A 23,669-nucleotide genomic window follows, 5' to 3' on the forward strand; every position below is an offset into this window, starting at 1 on the left:
GCTTTCACTGCGGCGGAATCGGATGGCTGCTCGGGGCATCGCGGGGGAAAACCAAGGGAAATCCCCGGTGCCGCCAAGCGCGGGCGCGGGCCTGGGGCGGCTTGCGGAAGGGCAGGGTTCGCGGGCTTGCTACCATGAAGCCGGAGCCGGCTTGTTGCCGGCCCGGGGACGGCGGGGGCGAGTGCATGGACGGCAAAGACAGGCGAAAGGATTGGGTGGCGCGCGCCCCGCGGACCGCCGGGCTGGAACGGATCGAAGCCTATTTCGGCGGTCGCGGCTATGAGATGCATCGCCACGACACCTATGCCATCGGCCGCACCTTGTCCGGCGTGCAGAGCTTTCACTACCGGCGCGGACTGCGCCACAGCCTGCCCGGCGGCACGCTGGTGCTTCATCCGGACGAGGCGCACGACGGTCAGGCCGGCACCGACGCGGGTTTTCGCTATCGCATGCTCTATGTCGAGCCCGCCCTGGTGCAGCGCATGCTGGGCGGGCAGCCCCTGCCTTTCGTGCCGGGCGGTCTGTCCGACGATCCGCGCCTGCGCGCGGCTGCCGAGCCGCTGCTGCGGACGATGAGCCAGCCCCTGGATCCGCTGGAAGAGGCGGACGCGCTCTACGATCTGGCGCAAGCGCTGGCCACCGTCGCCGGCCAGCGTGGCGGTCGCCGCGCGTTCGACTATGGCGCGGCCGAGCGGGCACGCCAGCGCATCCATGATGGATTGGCCGGCCGGCTGACCTTGGCGGACCTGGAAGCAGCCAGCGGTCGCGACCGCTGGAGCCTGTCGCGCGATTTCCGCGCGCTGTACGGCGTCAGCCCCTATCGCTATGCCACGCTGCGTCGGCTGGATGTGTGCCGCCGGCTGATGCTGGCGGGGCAGGGCCTGGCCGAGGCCGCGCTGGCCGCGGGGTTCACCGATCAGAGCCACATGAGCCGCCATTTCTCGGCAGCCTATGGCATGCCGCCGGGGCGCTGGCTGGCGATGCTGAGGGCGGGCGCCTGAGACGTGCAGCGGTGCGGCCAGGCAGGGCCGCCCAAGCTGCACGATCTTACAAGACCGCTATCCCGTCGACCGGTAGCCTGGAGTTTTCACATTCCAGGAGTCGCAGCATGTCCGCCGCCATCAATTTCGCCCGCAAGTTCAACCTCATCAAGGAGCAATGGACGCCCAAGGTCATTGCCGAGATGAACGACTACCAGTTCAAGCTCGTCAAGATCCAGGGCGAGTTTGTCTGGCACTCGCACGCCGATACCGACGAGACCTTCATCGTCATCGACGGCGAGCTGCGCATCGACCTGCGCGACGGCGCCGTGACGCTGGCGGCAGGGGAAATGGCGGTGGTGCCGCGCGGCGTCGAACACAGGCCCCATGCCGAGCGCGAAGCCTGCGTCCTGCTGATCGAGCCGCGCGGGGTGCGCAATACCGGCGACCGGGAAGGGGAGCGGACCGCGCCAAACGATGTGTGGATCTAGGCGGGAACGTCGTGCCGGCGGCGATGCCCTGGCGCGCGCCGGTGGCGCGCCCAGGGGTTGTACGGCGCTGGAAGTCCGCAGGCAAGGTCCGGTCAGCGCCGGCGCGCTGTCCTGTCGGTGATGAAAGCGAGGCGGGATTAACACCATCGGTAGAACAGTTTGTTCCGACCAGAACATGCGTTTCCGATGGTTCATGTCATGTGCCCGACGGTAGAATTCGTCCACATCGAACTCTCTATCTACCAGTCGAAAGGCAATATTCTCATGAGCAACGCTTATATCGACGCGCTGAAGAAGCGCCGCACGCAGTACGCGCTGGGCCGCAACCTGTCCCTGTCCAAGGAAGAGCTGGTCGCCCTGGTCAAGGACGCGGTCAAGCACAGCCCCTCGTCGTTCAACTCGCAAAGCTCGCGCGCGCTGGTGCTGTTCGGCGCCGAAAGCGTGAAGCTCTGGGATCTGGCCATCGAAGCCGTGCGCAAGGTCGCCCCGGCCGAAGGCTTCGACAAGACCGAAGCCAAGCTCAAGAGCTTCGCCGCCGGCGCCGGCACCATCCTGTTCTTCGAAGACCAGGACGTGGTCCGCAGCCTGCAAGAGAAGTTCGCGCTGTACGCCGACAACTTCCCGGTCTGGTCGGAACAGGCTGGCGGCATGGCCCAGCTGTCGGTCTGGGCCGCGCTGGCCAACGCCGGCGTGGGCGCCAGCCTGCAGCACTACAACCCGCTGGTCGACGCCGACGTGGCGCGCGAGTGGAACATTCCCGCCAGCTGGAAGCTGCGCGCGCAGATGCCGTTCGGCTCGAACGAAGCCGGCTTCGGCGAAAAGGCCTTCATGGACGACGCCGAGCGCTTCCGCGTGGCCGGCTAAGCCTGGTGGGGCCTGCGCCCCGCCGGTTTTGCGCGAAACCCGCGCCCGTCTCCATGGAGACGGCGCGGGTTTTGTTTTGGGTGGCGCGCGGCGCTCAGGTCAGCCGCGCGCCGTTCGGCACGTCTGCGTCCGGCGCGGCCAGCACGATGTCGCCGGCCGCGTCGGCGAAGCCCAGCACCAGCACTTCCGAGCGCACCGGGCCGATCTGGCGCGGCGGGAAATTCACCACGGCCATCACGCGCCGGCCCGGCAGTTCTTCCAGCGTGTAGTGCGCGGTGATCTGCGCCGAGCTTTTCTTCACGCCCACGCCCGGCCCGAAATCGATGGCCAGCTTGTAGGCGGGCTTGCGCGCTTCGGGAAAGGCCTCGGCGGTCTGGATCGTGCCGACGCGGATGTCCACCTTCATGAAATCGTCGAAACCGATGGCGTCGGCGGGCGGGGACGCGGGATCTTGCGTGTAATGCATGCGGATCTCTCTGTATGAATCGTGGGGAAACCTGCCCGCATTATCCCCCTACGCTCCGCCGTGGCCTCAGACCGGCAGCAGGGGTTCGGCCTGGTGGGCGCGATGCAGCAGCGCCAGGAAGCCGGGCGCCGGCGGCACGTCGATCGCGCCGATGCGCCGCAGGGGCACGCCGGGCGTCCACGAATTCATCACCACGGCGCCTTTCAGCGCGCGCAGGTCTTCAGCCTTCAGCTCCTGCTCGCGCTGCGGCGCGCCCAGCCGGTCCAGCTGCCGGCGCACGATGCCCATCATGGTGCCGCCCAGCATCGCCGCCCGTGGCCACACCACGTATTCGCCATCCCAGAACGCCAGGTTCCAGATCGTGGCCTCGCTCAGCCGTCCGCGCCGATCGACAAAGGCCGCGTCGTCGTGGCCCTGGCTGGCGGCCTCGCGCAGCAGATAGGTCTTGGCCACTTCGCCCACATGCTTTACCCCGGGCAGCATGCGTTCGTGCTCGACCAGCGCCAGCGACAAGGGGCCGGCGGGCCCGCTGGACGGCGGCGCGGTGCGGACCAGCAGGCGCGGGCGCGCGCCGGGACCGGCGATGGTGAATTCACCGGCGGGGGAGTACACCGTGGCCGTCAGCGACAGGTCCGGCGGCCCGGCCTGGATCGCCGCGCGCAGGCGCGCCTGCACTGCTTCGTCGGGCAGCGCTTGCCCATACAGCGCCTGCGAGCCAGCCCGCAGCCGGGCCAGATGCAGGTCCAGGCCGCGCGCGCGGCCGTCGCGGATCTGCAGGGCGGTGAAGTGGGCATAGCCGGCGAAGGCCAGCGGCGCCAGCGCGGCGGCGTCTGCGTCCTGGCCGTCGACCTGAGAGACATAGCGGATATTCGGGGAAAGCGGATCTGTCGTCATGGGATGTTTGAACGGAATGAGATGGCGTTCAATATCCCTTATTGATGCTGGCATGGGAAACGAGTATTTTTCGAAGCACCATCAAGCAGAATTTGAAGATCATGAGCCGCGTCTTTCCCGCCGGCCGGGCCTTGCGCACCTTCGAGGCCGCCGCCCGCCATCTGAACTTCAGTCGCGCCGCCGACGAACTCGGCCTGACGCCCGCCGCCGTCAGCTACCAGATCAAGGACATCGAGGCGCAGCTCGGCCTGGCGCTGTTCGCGCGCACCAGCCGCAGCATCCGGCTGACGCCGGCGGGCGAGGCGCTGGCCGGCGCCGCCGCCGATGCGCTGGACGGCCTGCGCCGCGCCACCGCCCGGGCGCGGCGGCTGGCGCGCGGCCAGCAGACGCTGCGCCTGTCGGTGGGCGCGCGCTTCGCCACGAACTGGCTGCTGCCGCGCCTGCCGCGCTTTCGCGCCGCGCATCCGCAATGGGAGCTGAGCTTCGACATCAGCGATGAACTGCGCGACTTCGACGCCCATGACCTGGACGCGGCCATCCGATATGGCGCGGGCCGCTATCCCGGCGTCGTGACGCACCGGCTGTTCAGCACGGTGGTGGTGCCGGTCTGCAGCCCGCGCCTGCTCGAAGCCGGTCCGGCGCCGCGCCAGCCGCGCGACCTGGCCGCGCATACGCTGTGCTACGTGGATTGCCGGCCCGGCGGCGTGGTCTGGCCCAACTGGGCGCTGTGGATGGCCGCCGCCGGCGTGCCGGATTTCGATGACAGCGGCTGCGTCGCCTTCACAGAATCCAGCCATGTGGCGCAGGCGGTCATGGACGGCGGCGCGGTCGGCCTGGTGGAGCGGGAGCTGGTCGCGCGCGAACTGGCCGAGGGCCGGCTGATCCAGCTGTTCGACGTGGGCGTGGCGGCGGGCGGCGACCATGCCTATCACCTGGCCTATCCCGAATCCGGCGCCAAGGCGCCGGGCGTGGCGGCGCTGCGCGATTGGATGCTGGCGGAATTGGGGCGTTCCGATGCCTGAAATCGCCGCGCGGCGCGCGCCGCCGGCCGTGCATAATCACGCATGGCCGGCCCGCGCACGCGGCCGATGGCCGTCCCTCCCCAGCCTCTCGCAAAGGAACCGCCGTGGACCGGATACTCTCGGAATTGTCGACGACCCTGCCCAACGCCAAGAGCGTCGAGGAGCTGGCGCGCCCGCTGCTGGACATGCTCGGGGCCATCACCGGGCTGGAGTCCACCTACCTGACCTCGATCGACCTGCAGGCCGGCATCCAGCACGTGCGCTATGCGCGCAACGACGGCGGCATGCAGATCCCCGAAGGCATGGACGTGCCCTGGGCCGACACGCTGTGCAAGCGCGCGCTCGATGAGGGGCGCACCAGCACCAGCGATGTCGCGAGCTGCTGGCCGGACTCCGAGGCCGCGCGCAAGCTCGGCATCCAGACCTATGTCAGCGCGCCGGTGCGCGCCGACGACGGCACGTTGCTGGGCACGCTGTGCGGCGCCAGCGCCAGCCAGCAGGCCGTCGCGCCGCAGGCCGAGGCCGTGCTCAAGCTGTTCTCCGCCATGCTCGCCAACTTCATGGAACGCGAGCTGCTGGTCGAGCAACTGCGCTCGGCCAATGTGCGGCTGCTGTCATATGCGCTGAGCGATCCGCTCACCGGCCTGCCCAATCGCCGCGCCATCTACGAAGAGCTGGAACGCCTGCAGGGCCGCGCGCTGCGCGAGGGCGGCAGCATCCTGGTCGGCGTGATCGACCTGGACGGCTTCAAGTCCATCAATGACGCCCACGGGCACCAGAACGGCGACATCTTCCTGCAGGAAATGTCGCGCCGGTTGGCTATCTCGCTGCGCGCCTCCGACATGCTGGGCCGGCTGGGCGGCGACGAGTTCGTGCTGATCGGCCCGGGGCCAGCCCTGGCGCGCGGCGACGCCGGTCCCATCGGCCACGAGGTCCTGCGCGGCGAGGCCGAAGAGGCCGCGCGCGCGCTGGAGGACCGCACGGCCGCGGCCACGCTCGGCAACTTCCAGCTGGGCGAGATCACGCTGCCCTACGACGGCGCCAGCGTCGGCGTGGTGGCGCTGGATCCGCGCGGCCTGAGCGCCGAGGAAGCGGTCAGGCTGGCCGATACGCGCATGTACGTGGTCAAGCGGGCGCGCAAGGGCGCGCGCGTGATGCACTGAGCGCGGCCGGCGGCGTGACCGCCCGGCGCCAACGCGCCAGTTCCTAGAAGCCCGCTTCCCGCCAGAACACGCTGGCCGCCGTGCGCAGCAGGCGCGCGCCGGGAGCTTCCCAATCGCCATGGATGCTGACCCGGCCGCGCCAGCTGTGCTGGCGCGCCTGGGCGGGCGGATCGGCGCTTTCCACGTCCAGCATCACCCGGTACACCGGCCGTTCCGGGTAGAGCAGGTTTTGCGACGCGCGCACCTGTACGTCGCCGCCGGCGGGGGCGGACAGCACCGCTTCCTGCAGCACGCGGGTGGCGTCCTGGTCGATGCTGCGCACGCGCAGATCCAGGTCCGGTCCGGCGCCGCCATCGGCGATGAAGCGCGCCGTCTGGCCGGCGCGCAGGCGCGGCAAGGCATCCTCGGGCACATACGCCACCACCTGCAGCGGGCCCGCGCTCACGACACGTCCCAGCAGCTCGCGGCGGCCCAGCCAGTCGCCCTGGCGCAGGTCCGGATCACGGTCGCGCAGCCGGCCGGCGCCTGGCGCTTCCAGGCGGTAGCGCGCCGCTTCGCTGTCCACCGCGACCTGCTGCGCCTGCGCCTCGGCCTGGCGCTCGCGCAGCACCTGCCAGTCGCGTCGCAATTCGGGATCGAAGCCGGCGGCGGCGGACTGCCGCGCCAGTTGCAGCGAGCGCGCCTGGCTTTGCGCGGCGCTGGCGGCCAGCGAAGGCGTGTCCAGCACGAAAGCGTCCTCATGGGCCTGCAGCGCGTGCCCCTCGGCCGGCGGGGGCGAGGCCAGTCGCGACGCTTCCGGCGCATGCAGCGGCCATTGCTCGCGCGCTTGCAACAGGCCGCTGCCGCGCACCGGCACGGGCCAGGGCGCGAAGGCACCCAGCACGATCAGGATCAGCAGCAGCGCGCTCCAGCGCGCGCGCCGGCTGCCGCCGATAGCCGCGCCGCGCTGCCGCCATGCGCCGATCTCGGACCACAGGGGACGGGCGATGAACCACACGATTTCCACCAGGAAAAGAAAGATGCCCAGGGCCTTGATGAAGAAGTGATAGACCAGGGCCGCGATGCCCAGGAACAGGACCAGGCGGTAGATCCAGGTGGCCCAGGCGAACAGGATCAGTCCGCGCCGCCGCGCGGCGGGAAAGTGCTCCGGCGCCGGCTCGCCCAGCGCGAACAGCCGTTCGCGCAGGTCCCAGCGCGCCAGCGCGAAGGCGCGGGCATGCAGGTTCGGCATCTGCAGGAAATCCGACAGCAGGAAGTAGCCGTCGAAGCGCATGAACGGGCTGGCGTTGATCAGCACGGTGCTGACCCAGGTGGTGGTGGCCAGCAGGAAGGCCATCGCGCGCAGCGGGCCGTCCGGCAGCCAGACCCAGGCCAGCATGGCCCAGACGGCGATGGTCAGCTCGGTGGCGATACCCGCCGCCGCAACCTTCAGGCGCTGGTCGCGGCGCGTCAGCTTCCATACCTCGTTGGTGTCGGTATAGGCCACGGGCCATAGCACCAGGAAGGCCACGCCCATGGTCGGCACGCGGCAGCCATAGCGCTTGGCCGTCACGCCATGGCCGAACTCGTGCAGCGTCTTCACCGCCGCCAGCGTCAGGCCGTAGGCGGCCAGCCCTTCCCAGCTCAGCATGTCCACCAGCGTGGCGGTGAAAGCGTCCCAGGAACGCGACACGCCCCACATTCCGGCCAGCAGCGCGGCCAGCGTCAGCCAGCGGAAGGCCGGCCCGTACAGGAAGGCCAGCCTTGGCGTCCAGCGCGTCAACCAGCGGTCCGGGCGCAGCAGCGGCACGCGGAAGAACAGATAGTTGTGCAGCAGCCATTGCGACCAGCCGGCGCGGCGGCGCTGGCGCTGCTCGGCCAGTTCAGCCGCGGTCAGCGCGGCCGGCTGCAACAGCTCATGCTGCGCCAGGAAGCGGTGCATGGCCTCGACATCGTCCGGTTCGGCGCGCAGCGTGGTCTCGGCCTGGATGCGCCGCGCGATCACGCCGGGCCAGCGCAGCCGCCAGCGCTGCAGGATCTCGAAACTGGCCCAGTCGATCTGGAAGAACAGGTTGCGCACCGGATCGTGCAGCGTCCAGCTGGGCTGGCCGTCCGGCAGGGCCGGGCCGGGCAGCAGGTCCAGTTCGTCGCGCAGCGGCGGCAGGGGCGTGGCCGGCGTCATAGCGCCACGAACTGGCGGATGGCCGCCCAGGGCTTGCGCAGGATCCAATAGGCCAGCGGCACGCGCTCGCCTTGCAGCTTGGCGGTGCCCTTCAGGCCGATGCGCGGTCCCTGCGCCTGATCCAGCGAGGCGCGCAGGCGATAGGCGTAGCTGCCGTCGGGCCGCGCCACGGCGTCATAGGCCATGTAGCGCACGCGGCCCTGCACGGCCGTCAGCGGGTCGGCGGCCAGATACAGCCGCAGCGGCGCGCCCTCGGCCAGCGGAATGGCGTCGCCCACCGGCACCCAGGCCTCGATCTCCACCGCGTCCGGATCGGCCACGCGCATGACGCGTTCGCCGGTCTGCACCGGTTTGCCTATCCACTCCGACGGCGAATCGAACAGCACCATGCCGTCCCGGGGCGCTGTCACGCTGGCGCGGCCCAGTTGCTCGGCCAGGAAGGCCTGCTCGGCCCGGCGCTCGCCGATCTTGCCGGCCAGCGCCGCCAGCTGCGCCTTGGAGCGCGGATCGCCCAGCGCCATCTGGGCGAACTGCCGGTATTCGGCTTCGGCCGTGCTCAGCGCCTGTTGCGCCACCTGCAGGCGGCTGGCGATCTGGGCCTCGTCCAGGCTGAACAGGGGCTGGCCCTGCTTCACGATCTGGTTGGGCTGCACGTGGATCTGCGCGACCACGCCGTCCAGCGGCGCGCGCAGCACGGCGGGTTGCGCGGCGACCAGCTCGCCCGGCGCCAGCACCGACAGGCGCACCGGAATCGCGCCAGCCGCCAGCAGTGCGCAGGCGGCCCACAGGCCGGGGCGGCGCCCGCCGCGCCCCGCCGCGGCGGGCCGCGAGCGGGCGCGGTTGCGCCAGGCGTCCCAGGACCAGGGCCGGGCGCGCTGCAAGGCCCGCCATGCATGGCACCAGATGCGGCTCCACTCGGTCAGCAGCGGCAGCAGCGTCGGCGCGACGGGATCGGCGCCGGCCAGCAGCAGGCCGCCTGCGGGGCGGGCATCCGGTTCCTCAAGCATGCGTAGCGGCAGCCACACGCCCTGCGGCGGCAGCCATTCGCGCCATTGCGCGCCGAGTTCGTCCGGCAGGTCAGCGGCCGAGACCGCGCGCGCCGTATCGCCGTCCGCCCGCGCCAGGTGTGCGCAGGCGCGCGCCAGCCATTGCGCATAGGGCGCGTTGCGGTCGGGCTGCACCACGCCCGACAGCGCGGCCACGCCGCCGGCTTCGCGCCACAGGGCGGCCTGCCGGTAGGGCGCCAGCAGCCGCGTATCGTTGACCAGCAGGAATTCCAGCTCGGGCAGGCTGGCGGCGAGCCGGGCGCGGTGGCCCAGCTCCAGCAGCAGCACCGCCGGGCTGGCGGCCTCGGGCGCTTCAGGCATGTTCAAGCGCGACCCCGTCATGCGTCATGGTTCATCCCCGCAGCCGCTGCGCCGCGCCGGCCGCCGTGCGCGCCTGCGTGGCGCGCTGCATCTGCTCGGCCAGGCCGGAGCGGCCGGCGGGCGCCTGGCGCTCGGCCGCATGGCGGCCCGCGCTCAGCTTGAACACGGTCGAGGCCTCGTTGCCGCGTTCGTCGCGCGCCGTCAGGCGCAGCGCGATCTCGCCCGCGAAGCCGCGCGGCGGCTCCGCCTGCAGGCGGCCGCTGCGCGCATCGAAGCGGATCCAGGCGGGCAGGGCGCGGCCATCTTCCAGCGTCAACGACAGCTGGATCCTGGCGTCGGCCCGCGTGTGGCCAAAGACCGAGGACGGGATGCGCAGGTCCAGCGCCGCGCCGGGCTCCAGCGCGAGCGTGGTCAGGCCGCGCAGGACCACGAGTTCCTGGCCCGGCGCATCGCTGGCGCCGATGCGCTGCGGCGCATAGACGGCGGCGGCCGGCCGTTCGTCCGTGGCGCGCGGCGCGGGGGCCTGCCGGGCCCCGTGCTCGTCCATCGCCCAGGCCAGCGGCGACGCGTGCGCGGGAGAGCGCGAGCCGGCCTGCGCGCCGCCGAGCGAGGGCAGGAATTCGTCGCGCGGATCGGCGACCGGCGACAGGCTTGCCACGGGCGGGGCCAGCGGCGGCAGGAGCGTTCCGGGCGGGGGCGTGGGATGCACGTAGGGCGGCACCTGGCCCTGGACGGAGAAGGACAGCGACGAGACGGCCGAGACATTGCCGGCCGCGTCCCACTGCCGCACTTGCACCGCGTGCGCGCCGGGCGCATCCAGCGTCAGCTGGCTGCCCTGGCCATCGCGCCAGCTGGCGCCGCCATCCAGCGAATACTGCCAGCGGCCGCCGCTTTCCAGGTCGTCGACGCGCAGCACGCCGTTGCCGCTGAGCAGGCCGCCGGACGGATCGAGCGCGCGCTGTTCCAGGTTGAGCGCCGGACTGGCCGGCGGCTGCGTGTCGATGCGCAAGGCGCCGGACAGCGCGCTGCCGCTGCCGGCGTTGCCGGCCAGATCGCGCACCTGGCGCAGGTCCAGCGCGATGACGGCGTTGGACAGATCCGCGCCGGCGGCCGGCGTATAGGTGGCGGTCCAGGTCAGGCCGCCGTCGGCCGAGGACAGCCCGGCGAGCGTGCCGCCGGGCAGGGTGAAGGCGCTGGCGTCCAGCGACTGGATCGCCTCGCTGAAACGGATCGTCAGCCGCGTGCTCTGGCCGGCGGCCAGCAGCGCATCGGCCAGCGTCAGCGTCGCCGAGGGCGGCGTGACGTCGCTGGGCGTCACGGCGATGGCGATGCTGCTGGTGGCGCTGAGCGCGCCGCCGCTGCCGCTGTTGCCCTGGTCGTCGGTGACGATCCGCAAGGTCGCGGGGCCGACATAGTTGGCCGCGGCTTCGTAGACCAGCCCGTCCAGCGCGGCGTTGATGTCGGCCAGCGTGCCGGTGAACGTCAGCGTGGCCGAGCCATTGGCCGTGCCGTTCATGAACGTCAGACCGGCGACGCGCGACAGGCGCAGCAGGCCGTGGTCCGCCGACAGCGTCACCAGCAGTTGGCCGCCGCCGGCGTCCACGTCCTGGATACGGATGGCATTGCCATGCGCGGCATCGAACACCAGCGGAGAACCGCCGGCCGTCTGCTGCGAACCCGGCACGATGTTGACGGGCGCATCATTGACCGCCGCGATGTCGAGCGTGATGCTGGCGCTGGCGGTCTGGCCGCCGCCGGAGCCGGTGTTGCCATTGTCGTTGACGCTGACGCTCAGCGTGACCTGGCCGGCGATGTTGGCGCCGGGCAGATAGCGCAGGCCGCCGGCGGCGATGAAGGCGTTCAGGTCGGCCTGCGAGCCGGTCAGGGTCAGCGCGCCGGCGCTGCCGCCGACGGTGACGCCGTTGCCGCTGATGGCCGACAGCGTGCCGGACGGCACGGACAGGGTGACGGTCAGCAGGCCGCTGCCGGCGTCCACGTCGCTCACCGTGATGCCGGTGATGACGCCGGCCGTGTCCTCGGTCAGGCTGATGCTGGACGGCACCGTGATGACGGGCGCGTCGTTGACCGCCGCGATGCGCAGGACGACCGTGTCGCTGGCGGAGAGGGCGCCGCCGGAGCCGGTGTTGCCCAGGTCGTTGACGGTGGCCGTCAGCGTGACGTCGCCGTTGGCGTTGGGCGCCGACAGGTAGCTGACGCGGCTGGCGGCGATGAAGGCGTTGATGTCGGCGATCGAGCCGGTCAGCACCAGCGTGCCGCTGCCGGAGCCGGTGACGGTGACGCCGTTGGCGTTGAGCGCCGCGAGCGTGCCGGCGGGCACGGCCAGGGTCAGGGTGACGACGCTGCCGCCCGCGTCCACGTCGGCGATCGAGATGCCGGTGACGGCGCCGGCCGTGTCCTCGCTGAAACCAAGCCGTACCGGCACGGCGATCGTCGGCGCGTCATTGACCGCCGCGATGTTCAGGTCGACGGTCTTGGTGTCGCTCAGGCTGCCGCCCGAGCCGGTGTTGCCGTTGTCGTTGATGCTGACGGTCAGTGTGACCACGCCCGTGGCATTGGCGGCGGGCGTATAGAGCACCTTGCTCGCCGCGATGAAGGCGTTCAGGTCTGCCAGCGTGCCGGTCAGCGTCATGGCGGTCGCCGTGCCGCCGATGACGATGCCCGAGCCGCTGCTGGCCGACAGCGCGCCGGCCGGCACGGACAGGGTGACGGTCAGCTGGCCGGCGCCGGCGTCCACGTCGCTGAACGAGATGCCGGTGATGGCGCCGGCGATGTCCTCGGTCAGGCTGATGCCGGACGGCACGGTGATGACGGGCGCATCGTTGACCGCCGCGACGCGCAGGGTGACCGTGCCGCTGGCGGTTTCCGCGCCGTCCGTGCCGGTGTTGCCGTTGTCGTTGATCGTGACGCTGAGCGTGATGTCGCCATTGGCGTTGGGCGCGGCCAGGAAGCTGACTTCCAAGGCGGCGATGAAGGCATTCAGGTTGGCCACCGAGCCCGACAGGACCAGCACGCCGGTGCCCGAACCCTGCACGGTGACGCCGCCGCTGGTGAGCGCGTAAAGCCGTCCGGCGGGCACGCTCAGCGTCAGGGTGACGCTGCCGCTGCCCGCGTCCGCGTCGGACACGGAGATGCCGGTGATGAAGCCGGACGTGTCCTCGCTGAAATTCAGTGTCGACGGCAGCGTCAGCACCGGCGGGATATTGCCGTCCTGCACGTCGATGCTCTTGGCCGCGACGACGCTGCTATTGACGCCGTCCGACACCTGGAAGCTGATCGAGCGCGAGGCCACGGGCGTGCTTTCGCGGGTATTGACGAAAGTGATCGCGCGCAGCGCCGCCTGCCATTGCGCGACCGTGGCCAGGCCGCCGGCGGACGTCAGGGTGAGGATGCCGGTGGTCGGATCATAGAATCCCACGACGTTGCCCATGGTGGCTCCGTCGTTGACGAAACCCAGCACATCGCCCGCTTGCAGGTTGCCGATGGTGATCCGGGCGCTGGCCAGCGTCGTGCTGTCCGGATCGGACAAGGTCAGGCCGGCGTCGACGGCGACGGCATGCGAGCCGCCGCCCTTGCTCAGGAAGGCGGTGGCCCCGGCGGAGGGCGTCACGACGGGCGCGGGATCGAATTGCTTGACCGTGATGGAGCGCGTGACGTTGTCGCTGTCGCGCGAGCCGTCGCTGACCACGATGGAGATCGTGCGCGTGGCGGTGCTGGCGCCGGCGTCGTTGTTGGTATAGCGGATCGAGCGCAGCGCGGCTTCCCACTGCGCCACCGTGGCCGAGCCGCTCAGCGTCAGCACGCCGGCGCTGTAGCTGCCGGAGATGCCGTTCATGGCCGTGAACAGCAGCATGTCGCTGGATTGGAGATTGCCGACGATGGCGATGACGGCCCGGCTCAGCGTGGCGCTGTCGCTGTCGCTGAGCGTGATGCCGCCGTCCACGGCCACCGGCACGGACGTGGAGCCCTTGATGGTGAATTCCGGGTTTCCGGCGCTGGGCGTCACCACGGGCGCATAGGGCAGGGTGATGGTGGACGCCAGCGACAGGACGGCGGTGTCCACGCCGCCATTGGCGGTGCCGCCGCTGTCCGTGACGCCGGTCAGCGTCACGACGCGGGCGCCGCCGGAGGCCGAGGCCTTGGCGTCCTGGTAGGTGATGCCGTTGAGCACGCCGTTGGCCGTGGTGGCGCTGATGCCGGCCGAGCTGACCGTGATCGTCGCCGTGTTGCCGATGACGGTGACCGTCACGCTCAGGCCCAGGCCGCTGGTGGTGACGGTGGTGTTGTTCACCAGCGCGATGGTGGAGCCGTCGATCGTCAGGCGTTCGCTGGCGCCGTCCGCCAGGCCCGACACGGTGAAGGTAATGAGCCTGATGTTCTGCCCGGCTTCGCCCGGGTCGATGCTGGCGCCGCTGAATAGCGCCACGCCCGTTCCGCCTGGCACATGGACAGGGTTGAGCGGCGTGGCCGAGAGCGTTGGCGCATCGTTCACCGCCGCTATGTCGACGCTGACGACAGCCGAGGCGCTGCCGCCGCGCCCGTCGTAAATGCCGAAGACGATGCTGCGGGTGGCCGTGTAGGGATCGCTGCTGGTGTTCTTGTAGGTCAGCGCCGACATCAGCAAGGCCACGCGCGCCTGCGTCGCGTTGGCGTTGAAGGTCACGATCAGTTTGTTTCCGTTGGCGCCGTCGCCACTGGGAGCGATCACGCCGATGGCCACACCGGACACGCTCACCACGCTACCCACGGTCACGCCATTGGACAGGCTGATGGCGCCGCTGGTGTCTATGCCCAGAACGTCCTGGTTGGCGCGGGCGTTGTTGACCATCTGCACGGTGAGATTGCCGCTGTTGAAGTTGGGCGTGTCGCTGTCGGTCACCGTGACCTGCGCGCCGGCGTCCAGCCTCACGGGGGCGCCTTTCTCGGTATAGGTCACCGCGTCGCCGCTCAGATTGCCGATGACTGGCGGACTGTTGGGCAGTATTTTCATGATCTTGCTGACGGGCGAGCTGTCGGACGTGCCGTCATTGACCACGAAGGTGATCGTCCGGTCGCCCTGGTACGGCATGGTCGAGCTATCGTGGTAAGTCACCGCCCGCAGCGCAGCCTCCCACTGGGCCACCGTGGCGAGGCTGCCTGAAGAGGTGAGCGTGAGCACGCCGGTGCTGGCGTTCCAGCTGCTGACGATGTTGCCGTACAGCGCGCTGTTGGTGTTGACGAAGGCGAGCACGTCCTCGCCGCTGCGGAAGCTGCCGCCGGTCAGGGAAACCGTGGCGTGGGACAGGCTGGTGCTGTCGGGATCGGTCAGCGTCAGGCTGGCGTCCACCTGCACCGGAAGGCCGTTGCCGTTGCTGTAGGTCGACGAACCGGCCGAGGGCGTGACCACGGGCAGCGTGCTGGGCGCGTCGGGCGTATCCAGCACGATGCTGTCCAGCGCCAGGCTGAGGGGCCGGCCGGGCTGGGCCGAGGTGAAGCGGACCGCGTCGATGTTGCCCCAGCCCTTGCCGAAGACGATGAGGCCGGCATTGAGGTCGGCGCTTATCCGGGTATAGGTCACGCTCCAGTCGCCCGAGCCATACGTGCCGCTGCGGGTCAGGTCAATCACGATCTGCTGCAGTGGCGTGGCGTTGAAGCCGCCGTCATACGCCGTCATGTACATCGACGATGCCAGGCCGGCCTGGAAATCCAGCGCGTTGAAAACCAGCGACTTCAGCTTGAAATTGTTGGCGAGGTCGATCGCGCTGAGTTCAAAGAAATTGCTGCCGGGACCGGCCCCTCCCGGGTCGTTCGAGATGGCCCGGCCGGAGAAGCCCGGGAAAGTCTGGCCGTAGATATCGGCCACATTGATCACGTCGATGATGCCGGTGCTGCTGGTCGCGTAACGCAGACCGTCGATCTCCAGGGTGTTCGTGTTGTTGCCCGCCGTGCCCGGCCAGTTTTCGAAGTCCTGGCTGGGCGGGGCTGCCAACAGGCCGTTGTAGGCGAAGGACAGCGCCGCCGTCTCCACGCTGCCGCTGACCGCTTCCAGCACCCAGTCGCCGCCGCGCGCGGCCGCGCCGGTGCGGTCATTGGAGGCGGCCACGTCGGCATGCGTCAGCTGCGCCAGCCGCGACAGCAATTCCGCGCCCCGGGCGTTGGCGCCGATGTCGCAGCCATAGAGCAGGATGTCGCCCTGCGCGGTCAGCGCCGCGCCGATGGCGGCCAGCTGGCTCTCGCGACCGCCGAGCGCGGCGGCGTTCAGCTCCACCGAGCCCAGGCGCATGCTGCCTTCGGCGCCGTGGCCGATGATGTGGATCGCGTCGATGCCGCTGCGGCCGCGCAGCGCGTCGGCGATCTGCTGCAAGCCATCGCGGGTCTTGTCCAGCACGATGACTTCGGTGCCGGGCCGGACCTGCGCGACCAGCTGCTGGTAGTCCTTGACCTGGTTGTCCACGAACACGATCTCGCGACGCGGCGCTTCCGCGGCCATGGCCACGCGGGCCAGGTCGGCGCCGGCCGGCGTGGCGTCGGCCTGCCGCGCGGCATCGGGGCGTTGCGCCTCGGCCGGCGGGGCGGCCTCCGGCCGGGCGGCATGAGCGGCGTCGGCTGTGGCGGCCACGGCGGCGGCGTCGAACATGAAGCGTTGTTCCAGCGCCAGCGGGCGCGCGGCCGGCAGGCGCGCGGCCGCCGGCAGGCCCGCCGCATCCGGGCGCGCGCCAAGCAGCGCGCGCTTGATGGCCGGAGCGACCTTATTCCACAGGGAGCGTTGGTTCGAGGTCATGGTATGTCCTGTCTTGCAGGGAATTCGGAGCGGGCCGGCGGCCCGGACGGGTCAGCGGACCGGCGGCGGTTCCATCAGCACCTGTCCGCTCATGCCGGCGATCAGGTCGTCGAAATGCCCGTCGATGCCGGCGTTCACCTTGATGGACTGGCTCACCGGGTCGACCCGGGCGGCCAGCCATTGCACCTTGGCGGGATAGGTCTTGCCGGTTTCGTCGATGCGCACCTGGAACGCCGCGCCCGGCTTGAGCCAGACCAGCCAGCGCGACGGCACGAGGAACTCCAGTTCCAGCGCCGTATCGTCGATGATGTCCAGCAGCGGCTGGCCCGGCTGCGCGTACTGCTGTTCGCGGATCTTCTGCTCGGCCACGCGGCCCGCGTAGGGCGCGGTCACGCGGCACTTGTCCAGCAGCGCCTTGCTCGCGGCCACCTCGGCGGCGGCCTTCTGCACTTCCGCCTGCGAGGTCTCCAGTTCGACCTTGCCCACCGAATTGAGCTGCGCCAGGCGCTGGTTTGCGCGCCAGGTCTTGTCGGCGGCGTTCTGGCCGGCATGGGCCTTGTTCAGCTGGGCCTGTTGCAGGCTGCAATCGAATTGCACCAGCAGCTGGTCCTTCTTGAACGCGCCGCCCTCGGTCACGGCCAGGCGCTGCACCTTGGCGCCGATCTCGGCCGCCAGCGTGGTGTATTGCCGGGGCGCGAGCTGGGCGCGAATGTCGCGCGGCTCCAGCGCGCCGCTTGGCGCGGGCGCGGGGATGGCCGGCAACGCCGATGCGGGTTGCGCCTGCGTCGGTGTCTGCATCTGCGTCTGCGCCGTTGCCGGCGCGACGTTGGCCAGTCCCAGGGCCCAGGCCAGGCCGATCAGGCGGGCCAGGCCGGTTCCGCGCCGCGCGGCGTCCTGGAGAATCATGGCAGTTTTCCGCTTTCCCATTGCGACAGGCCGCGAGCGACGGCGGCGGTCAGTTCGGGCAGCGGCATGGCGTCCGAACCGTCGATCGTGGGCTCCAATCCCAGCGTGGCCTGCAGGCGCGCGGCGGCGGCCTGCATGTTGGACAGAGCCTGGTAGCGGCGCAGCGACGACAGGATGGCGCCGGCCTGTTGCGAGACCTGTTCCAGACCGGCCTGCTTCTGCGCCCGTACCTGATTGTCGACATGGCGGGCGATGCGCTGGTCCACGCCGGCGATCTCGTCGGCGCGCTGGTATTGGTTCATCGCGTTGCCGAATTGCAGGCGGGCGATGTGCAGCTGCGCCAGCACGGCCATCTGCGTGGCCAGCCGCTTCTGGTCGGCCAGCGACACGCCGTCCTTGGCCAGCTTCCATTGCTGCGGCGCGGACAGCAGGCTCAACAGGTTGAACGAGACCTGCACGCCGGCTTCGCGCCAATGGTCGTTGATCAGGTAGCTGTCGTTGCTCTTGTTCAGCGAGTAGTTGAACGACAGGCCGGGGAACATGCGCAACAGCACGCGCTTGGTCTCTTCCTGGGCGATGCGGGCGTTGTACAGGCTTTCGCGCAGGTCAGGATTCAGCATCAGCGCGCGCGCTTCCAGGTCCTCGACCGGCTGTTCCAGCCATTGCGGACGGGGGTTGAAAGCGGGCTCCACCACGCGCAGGTTCTGGGTGTCCATGCCAGGCGGCAGGCCCATCAGCGACGCCAGCTCGATGCGGGACGCCGACAGTTCTTCCTGGATGGCTTCCAGCAGGCGCACGTTCTCCAGCAGCTGGCGCTGGTAGCGCAGCGGCTCCAGCGGCGAGCGCAGCTGCTCGGCCTCGGCCTTGCGGGCGTCGGCCAGCGCTTTTTCCGCCTGGTCACGGGCCGAGCGCAGCGAGCTTTCCAGCGCCTGGCTGGCGACCACGCGCCAGTAGGCGGTGCGCACATCCTGCACCAGCGTGTAGATGGCCTTGCGGCGGCGCTCGGCGGCGATGCGCACGCGGTCGGCGTTCTGGCGCGCGGCGTAATAGCTCTGGCCGAAATCCAGCAGGCTCCAGGACAGCGTCAGGGCGCTCTGCGTGTAGTCGCGGTCGGTCGAGATGTAGGGATGCGCCAGCGAGGGCTGCCCCGTCACCGAGTCCGTGCTGCGGGTGATCAGGTCCTTGTCGCGGTAGCGGTAGCCGGCCGACGCCACCAGCTTGGGCAGCATGTCGAAGGTGGACACATCATAGGTGCCCTGCGCCACCGCTTCCTCCATCGCCCGCAGGCGCTGGCCGGCGTTGTACTTGATGGCGCGCGCGATCGCTTCTTCCAGCGGCACCGGACCGCTGACCGGCGCCACGTCCCTGGCCAGGGTCTGGCGGTCGGCCTGCACCTGGGTCTTGATGTCATCCGCGCTCAGCGGCTGGGCGGTGAAGCTGGCGCAGCCCGACAGCAGCGCGCCGGCGCCGATCACGCCCCACAGGCGCAGCGGGGGCAGGCGCAAGGAACGGCCTTGTATGGAAATATTCATCGTCTTGTTTGTAGTTTCTTGTTACTTGTATGGTTGAGACGTGCGAAAGCCATACCCTGGCGGCAGAACATGGAGCAACAGCGGGGTTTGCCGAGAGTCCGAAGCTGGCAGGACGCGGCAGTCCTGGAACAGCCCTAAGGTGTTAACGGTTCAGCGAGAACGAATCCTAAGGCAGCAGTAACAAATTCCACAATTGGGGATTGTCGTCACCGGTCGCGATTGTTGCGAAATAGCCTGGGCCGGCGAAGTTTGCCGGACGTCATCGCGTCACGCCACGGATTGTGTTGAGTACGCTGCGCGTCCGGTTCGCCATGTCCGCCCGAAGTTCTGCCTTCGCCTGCCGCAAGGCGCGGAACCGACTCTCGCGGGCAGCCGGCCCGCTCACTCGTAGCGCTGGCGGGCCGCCGACCACTTCAAGGTCTGCTTCCAGACACCCTTCTGCTGGCGCAGCTGGATGTCGAAGTAGCCATCGGTCTTGCCGGGCAACAGGGACAGCGTGTTGCTCGCGTCCGACTCGATATGCTCGCGTGTGCCGTCGGGGTTCCAGTCGCCGGCCAGCATCTTGTAGAACGCCATCGGCTGGGCGAACACCACGCGCAGCGCGCGGCCCTCGATGCGGAACAGGTACAGCGCCTCGAAATCGGCGCCGCCGCCGGAATAGCCCTCGCTCCAGCCGGCGCGCACGCCGAAGGCGGTTTCGTCCGGACGGATCTGGTAGCGCGCCAGGTCGAAGCGCTTCCAGCTTTGCGGCGCGGCCAGCATGGGCTTGCCCGCGTCCTGCATCGCCAGGTCGATGGGCGGATCGATATTGGAGTCTTCCCAGTCGGTCTCTACGGACACCGGGGTTTCGGTGCGCGCGACCAGCGCGGGCGCGCCGTCCGCCCCGGTTTCGAATACGCCGAACCACACGGACTTCTGATCGCCGTCGCTGCCGGACAAGGCCACGCATTCGTTGCGCGAATACTTGGCCGACTGCGCCGCCGCTTCGGCCGAGGCCGCCAGGCAGACCACGCCGACGTAGGCGCGCTCGCGCTGCGGCCAGGGCTTGGCGCCGGCCAGCACCAGCCGGTCGGCGGGCTGGCCGGGCGCCAGCTGCCGCAACAGGAAGTCCGCCGTGAAGCCGGCCGGCAGCGTCGTGCCGAAACCGTCCGGCGCGGGCTTGCCCGACATCTGCTGGTCGAACATCTGCCTGGCCGCGTCGGTCTGGATGACGTCGCGCACCTGATCCAGCGATTTGACCGTGGTCTGGGCATGGACGGCGGGCAGGGCGAGCGCGAAGGGGGCGGTCAGCAGGGCGGCAAGGCGCAGGCGCATGATGGACGGATCCGATGAGAGGCAGGCGGGCGCGGCCCTTGCCGGACCGACGTTCGATCTCGGCCGGCGACAGGGCAAGGAAGGTGCGCGGATCGCTGATTGTAGAGGGGCGCGGCGCGCATCGCTCCGACATGATATGGCGCTATATTCGTAGCGCCGATTTCCCTTCCAGCCCACCCTCAGCGCATTCCCGGAGCACCGCATGGAGACCAACGAAATCCACCGAGGCCGCCTCATCGACCACGTTCATCTGGTGGTGCGAGACCTGCCGGCCAGCCAGCGCTTCTACCAGGCGGTGTTCGACGTGCTGGGCGTGCCCATGGGCGGCGTCAGCGACAGCTTCTTCTGGGCGGACGAACTGTTCGTGTCCACCGCCGCCAGCCCGGCCGCGCAGGGGCAACTGACCGGCCGCCATCATCTTGCCTTCCAGGCCCGCGACACCGCCATGGTGGACGCCTTTCATCAGGCCGCGCTGGCCCACTGCGGCAAGGACAATGGCGCGCCCGGCTACCGGCCCTATCATCCCGGCTACTATGGCGCCTTCGTGCTGGACCCGGACGGCAACAATATCGAGGCGGTCTTCCATGGCGAAGCCCGCCGCAGCGCGCCCTCGGTCAAGGTGACGTTCTGAACGATGGCGCCGCGCCCGCCGTGCGCGCAACGTCCGGCCCGGCGCCTTGATCCTCCTGCCTATGCTCCAAGCCCCGAACGCCGTTTACCGCCGTCCTTCCCCCTGGTTGCGCCTGCTGGCCGGCGTCTGCCTGCTGCCGCTGGCCGCCTGGGGCGCCGGCGCGCTGTGGTTCCAGTTTCCCGGCGGCGCGGCGGCGCGCGGCGTGGCCGTGGCGGCCTGGGCCGCGCTGCATCTCTGGCTGCTGGGCCTGCTGATCGTCGGTCGTCCCTGGCGCGCCGGCCGCCGCTGGTGGGCGGGGTGGGCGCTGGCCCTCGTCGCGCTGCTGGTCTGGTGGCACACGCTGCGGCCGTCCAACGACCGCGACTGGGCCGACGATGTGAGCCGCATGCCGCAGGGCACGGTGCAGGGCGACCACGTGCGCCTGCGGGACGTGCGCAACTTCGACTGGCGCGGCGACGCCGACTACGACGCCCGCTGGGACACCCGCGACTACGACCTGAGCCGGCTGCGCAGCGTGGACATGATCCTGTCCACCTGGGGCATGCCCGCCATCGCCCACACCCTGGTGTCCTTTGGCTTCGACGATGGCCAGCGCGTGGTGTTCTCGGTCGAGATCCGCAAGGAACGCGGCGAGCAGTTCTCGGAACTGGGCGGCTTCTTCAAGCAGTTCGAGCTGAGCGTGATCGCCGCCGACGAGCGCGACATCGTGCGGGTGCGCACCGCCATGCGCGGCGAAACGGTATCGATCTACCCCATCCGCATGCCGCCCGAGGCGATGCGCGCGCTGTTCCTGTCCTATGTGGACACGGCCAACGCGCTGCGCGCCGAGCCGCGCTTCTATCACACGGTCACCGCCAACTGCACCACCATCATCTACCAGATGGTGCGCGCCATCGTGCCCGGCCTGCCGGTCGACTACCGCCTTCTGCTGTCCGGCTACCTGCCCGAGTACCTGTACGAACACGGCGGCCTGGACACCAGCCGGCCGCTGGACGCGATCCGGCGCGATGCCGACATCACCCAGCGCGCGGCCCGGGCGGGCAACACGCCGGCGTTCTCGCAAGCCATACGCGAACCTTTCCTGTCCCCCCGACCATGAAGCATTCCCTCGGGCTCGTCGCGCGCTGCGCCGCGCTGCTGCTGATCCTGGCGACCGCCGGCTGCGCCGGCGTCAAGGTCGCGTCCGTCAGCACGCAGGACTACATCGCCCAACGACGCGGCGACGTGCTCACTACCGGCAAGCTCAGCGCCGCCGCCAGCGAGGCGCTGGCCGTGCTGGGCCTGGACGCCGACAAATGCCGCGCGTCCGCGCTCAACTGCACCAGCGCGCTGCGCGGCAGCGACGGCCTGGACACCGAGCGCCAGCTGTCCACGCTGTCCGAGGTCTGGCTGCTGCACGCCGTGGAGCTGGAACGCCAGCGCCCCATCGCCGCGACCGACCGCGACGAGCTGCTGGACGCCTACCTGCAAAGCGCGCGCTACGCCTACGCCTACCTGTTCCACTCGCCGCGCCCGCCGGCCGAGCGCGCCTTCGAGGACCGCCAGACCCAGGTGCGCGACTATTACAACTATGCGGTGCAGCAGTCCGTCACGCGTCTGTTCTCGCACTACCGCGACGCGCCCAAGGCCGATGCCGCGCGCAGCGGCGAAAGCGCCCGCATCGGCGACTGGAACATCCACTTCCTGATGGACGAGGTGCGCCTGCCCGGCGGCAAGACCACGCCCTACGAGCTGATCCCGGCGTCCACGCTGACCTTCAGTGGCCTGCGCAGCATGTACCGGCGCGACGGCTTCGGCGCCGAGCTGGTCGCCGTCATGGCGCGCAGCGTCAATGACAAGGACACCTTCGAGCAGCCCTATAGCGAAACCCCGTTCCCGGCGCTGTCGGTGATCCTGTCCTTCAAGGGCCGCACGCTGACCCAGATCCTGGAGACGCACGACGCCGCCTTCACCGTCTCGGATCCGTATCGGCGCTACTACGTGTCGCTGGGCGGCATCTCGGTGCCGCTGGCCGCCAACTTCACTTCCGGCTACGGCCTGTGGCTGGCGCGCTCGGGCTTCGCCACGCAGGCGCTGCGCAACGCCATCGGCACGTCGGACGGACTGGCCGAGCCGCACATCTACCTGCTGCAACCCTACGACCCCGATCGGCGCATCATCGTCATGCTGCACGGCCTGGCCAGCAGCCCCGAGGCCTGGATCAACACGGCCAACGAAGTGTTGGGCGATGAGGTACTGCGGCGCGGCTACCAGATCTGGCAGGTCTACTACCCGACCAACGCGCCCTTGCCCTACAACAACGCAGAGATCCGCAAGGCGCTGCGGCGCACGCTGGAACACTTCGACCCCATGGGCACGGCGCGCGCCTCGCGCGACATGGTCGTCATCGGTCACAGCATGGGCGGCATCCTGAGCCGCCTGATGGTGTCCTCGTCGGGCGATGTGCTGTGGAAGGCATTGCAGGAATACCGCTCGTTCACGCCCGAGGAAATGGCCGAGGCCGAAGCGGAATTCGGCGACATGATGCGCTTCGAGCCCTTCCATGGCATCACCCGCGCCGTCTTCATCGCCACGCCGCATCGCGGCACCGAGTTCGCCGAGCACCGGCTGGCGCGCTGGGCCTCGAACCTGATCACGCTGCCGGCCACCGTGCTGCGCAAGTTCGCCCGCATGAGCCAGCGCGCCGAAGGCGGCGAGATGCCCGGCGGCGAACCCTACTACATCCCCAATGGCGTGGACAGCCTGAGCCCCAAGGACCCGTTCATCCGGCTGCTGCCGCAGATGCCGATCTCGCCCGCCGTGACGTTCCACAGCATCGTCGCCACCGACAAGCCGGACGCGCCGCTGGAGGAATCCACCGACGGTTTCGTTACGTATCACAGCGCGCACCTGGACGGCGCGGCGTCGGAAGCGGTGATTCCGTACACGCACAGCGTGCAGGAAGCGCCGGAGGCGATATTGGAGATCCGGCGGGTGCTGCGCGAGCATCTGGGGGCGGCGAAGTAGGTGGCAGAAACGAACGAGTTATTCCGCCAGAATTGATCACTATGCAACAGGGGGAAATGGGTCGGGCGTGATAGTGTTGGTTACATTTTTCGAT

16 protein-coding genes are annotated in these 23,669 nt (G+C 69.9%); 8 read left to right on the top strand and 8 right to left on the bottom strand.

What is annotated here, in order from left to right; genetic code table 11:
- Window positions 1–185: 185 nt before the first annotated feature.
- The 3 genes from C2U31_RS11875 to C2U31_RS11885 all read left to right on the top strand — a co-directional run bounded on the left by C2U31_RS11875 (window position 186) and on the right by C2U31_RS11885 (window position 2,335).
- Complete coding sequence (locus C2U31_RS11875) at window positions 186–1,001, top strand: AraC family transcriptional regulator (protein WP_103272971.1); 816 nt, start codon at window positions 186–188, stop codon at window positions 999–1,001.
- A gap of 107 nt (window positions 1,002–1,108) precedes the next feature.
- Entirely contained in the window at window positions 1,109–1,471 is a 363-nt protein-coding gene (locus tag C2U31_RS11880; protein ID WP_103272972.1) for a cupin domain-containing protein, read from the top strand.
- A 264-nt stretch (window positions 1,472–1,735) separates the two neighbouring features.
- The gene (locus tag C2U31_RS11885; RefSeq protein ID WP_103272973.1) at window positions 1,736–2,335 is read left to right on the top strand and encodes a nitroreductase family protein; all 600 of its coding nucleotides are present in this window, start codon (window positions 1,736–1,738) and stop codon (window positions 2,333–2,335) included.
- Window positions 2,336–2,429: 94 nt separating this feature from the next.
- Here the strand turns inward: C2U31_RS11885 and C2U31_RS11890 are convergent, their stop codons facing one another.
- Together C2U31_RS11890 and C2U31_RS11895 are read right to left on the bottom strand one after the other, a co-directional pair.
- Window positions 2,430–2,801, bottom strand: coding sequence for a tRNA-binding protein (locus tag C2U31_RS11890; protein WP_103272974.1), 372 nt, complete (start codon window positions 2,799–2,801; stop codon window positions 2,430–2,432).
- Between the two features lie 66 nt (window positions 2,802–2,867).
- Window positions 2,868–3,695 carry an aminotransferase class IV family protein gene (locus C2U31_RS11895; protein WP_103272975.1) on the bottom strand — a complete coding sequence of 276 codons (828 nt, stop codon included), beginning with the start codon at window positions 3,693–3,695 and terminating at the stop codon, window positions 2,868–2,870.
- Window positions 3,696–3,796: 101 nt separating this feature from the next.
- On the opposite strand from C2U31_RS11895, the gene C2U31_RS11900 reads away from it, so the two are divergent.
- Both C2U31_RS11900 and C2U31_RS11905 read left to right on the top strand, forming a co-directional pair.
- Window positions 3,797–4,717 (top strand): LysR substrate-binding domain-containing protein, encoded by a 921-nt coding sequence (locus C2U31_RS11900; protein WP_103276345.1) that lies wholly within the window; start codon window positions 3,797–3,799, stop codon window positions 4,715–4,717.
- Window positions 4,718–4,821: 104 nt separating this feature from the next.
- Window positions 4,822–5,880, top strand: a complete 1,059-nt coding sequence (locus tag C2U31_RS11905; protein WP_103272976.1) for a sensor domain-containing diguanylate cyclase — start codon at window positions 4,822–4,824, stop codon at window positions 5,878–5,880.
- Window positions 5,881–5,923: 43 nt separating this feature from the next.
- On the opposite strand, the gene C2U31_RS11910 is transcribed toward C2U31_RS11905, so the two are convergent.
- From C2U31_RS11910 to C2U31_RS11935, 6 genes are all read right to left on the bottom strand, one after another.
- Window positions 5,924–8,041 carry an HlyD family efflux transporter periplasmic adaptor subunit gene (locus tag C2U31_RS11910; protein ID WP_199770987.1) on the bottom strand — a complete coding sequence of 706 codons (2,118 nt, stop codon included), beginning with the start codon at window positions 8,039–8,041 and terminating at the stop codon, window positions 5,924–5,926.
- Window positions 8,038–9,408: an efflux RND transporter periplasmic adaptor subunit gene (locus tag C2U31_RS11915; RefSeq protein ID WP_103276347.1), complete on the bottom strand. Its 1,371-nt coding sequence runs from the start codon at window positions 9,406–9,408 to the stop codon at window positions 8,038–8,040. Before C2U31_RS11915 ends, C2U31_RS11910 begins: the two co-directional genes overlap by 4 nt.
- A 31-nt stretch (window positions 9,409–9,439) precedes the next feature.
- A complete protein-coding gene (locus C2U31_RS11920) occupies window positions 9,440–16,186 on the bottom strand; it encodes a DUF4347 domain-containing protein (protein ID WP_103272977.1) in 6,747 nt (2,248 codons plus the stop codon).
- Between the two features lie 51 nt (window positions 16,187–16,237).
- On the bottom strand, window positions 16,238–16,984 hold the full coding sequence (locus tag C2U31_RS11925; protein ID WP_103276348.1) for an efflux RND transporter periplasmic adaptor subunit: 747 nt from the start codon (window positions 16,982–16,984) through the stop codon (window positions 16,238–16,240).
- 104 nt (window positions 16,985–17,088) lie between these two features.
- Window positions 17,089–18,624: a TolC family protein gene (locus tag C2U31_RS11930; RefSeq protein ID WP_233772741.1), complete on the bottom strand. Its 1,536-nt coding sequence runs from the start codon at window positions 18,622–18,624 to the stop codon at window positions 17,089–17,091.
- Window positions 18,625–19,005: 381 nt separating this feature from the next.
- Window positions 19,006–19,938, bottom strand: a complete 933-nt coding sequence (locus C2U31_RS11935; protein WP_103272978.1) for a hypothetical protein — start codon at window positions 19,936–19,938, stop codon at window positions 19,006–19,008.
- A gap of 202 nt (window positions 19,939–20,140) precedes the next feature.
- On the opposite strand from C2U31_RS11935, the gene C2U31_RS11940 reads away from it, so the two are divergent.
- The 3 genes from C2U31_RS11940 (at window position 20,141) to C2U31_RS11950 (ending at window position 23,575) form a co-directional block, all read left to right on the top strand.
- Window positions 20,141–20,569 carry a VOC family protein gene (locus C2U31_RS11940; protein WP_103272979.1) on the top strand — a complete coding sequence of 143 codons (429 nt, stop codon included), beginning with the start codon at window positions 20,141–20,143 and terminating at the stop codon, window positions 20,567–20,569.
- A 61-nt stretch (window positions 20,570–20,630) separates the two neighbouring features.
- The gene (locus C2U31_RS11945) at window positions 20,631–21,668 is read left to right on the top strand and encodes a DUF4105 domain-containing protein (protein ID WP_103272980.1); all 1,038 of its coding nucleotides are present in this window, start codon (window positions 20,631–20,633) and stop codon (window positions 21,666–21,668) included.
- On the top strand, window positions 21,665–23,575 hold the full coding sequence (locus C2U31_RS11950) for a triacylglycerol lipase (RefSeq protein ID WP_103272981.1): 1,911 nt from the start codon (window positions 21,665–21,667) through the stop codon (window positions 23,573–23,575). Before C2U31_RS11945 ends, C2U31_RS11950 begins: the two co-directional genes overlap by 4 nt.
- The last annotated feature ends 94 nt before the right edge of the window (window positions 23,576–23,669 follow it).

Source organism: Achromobacter sp. AONIH1 (assembly GCF_002902905.1).
In the GTDB taxonomy this organism is placed as follows: domain Bacteria; phylum Pseudomonadota; class Gammaproteobacteria; order Burkholderiales; family Burkholderiaceae_B; genus Achromobacter.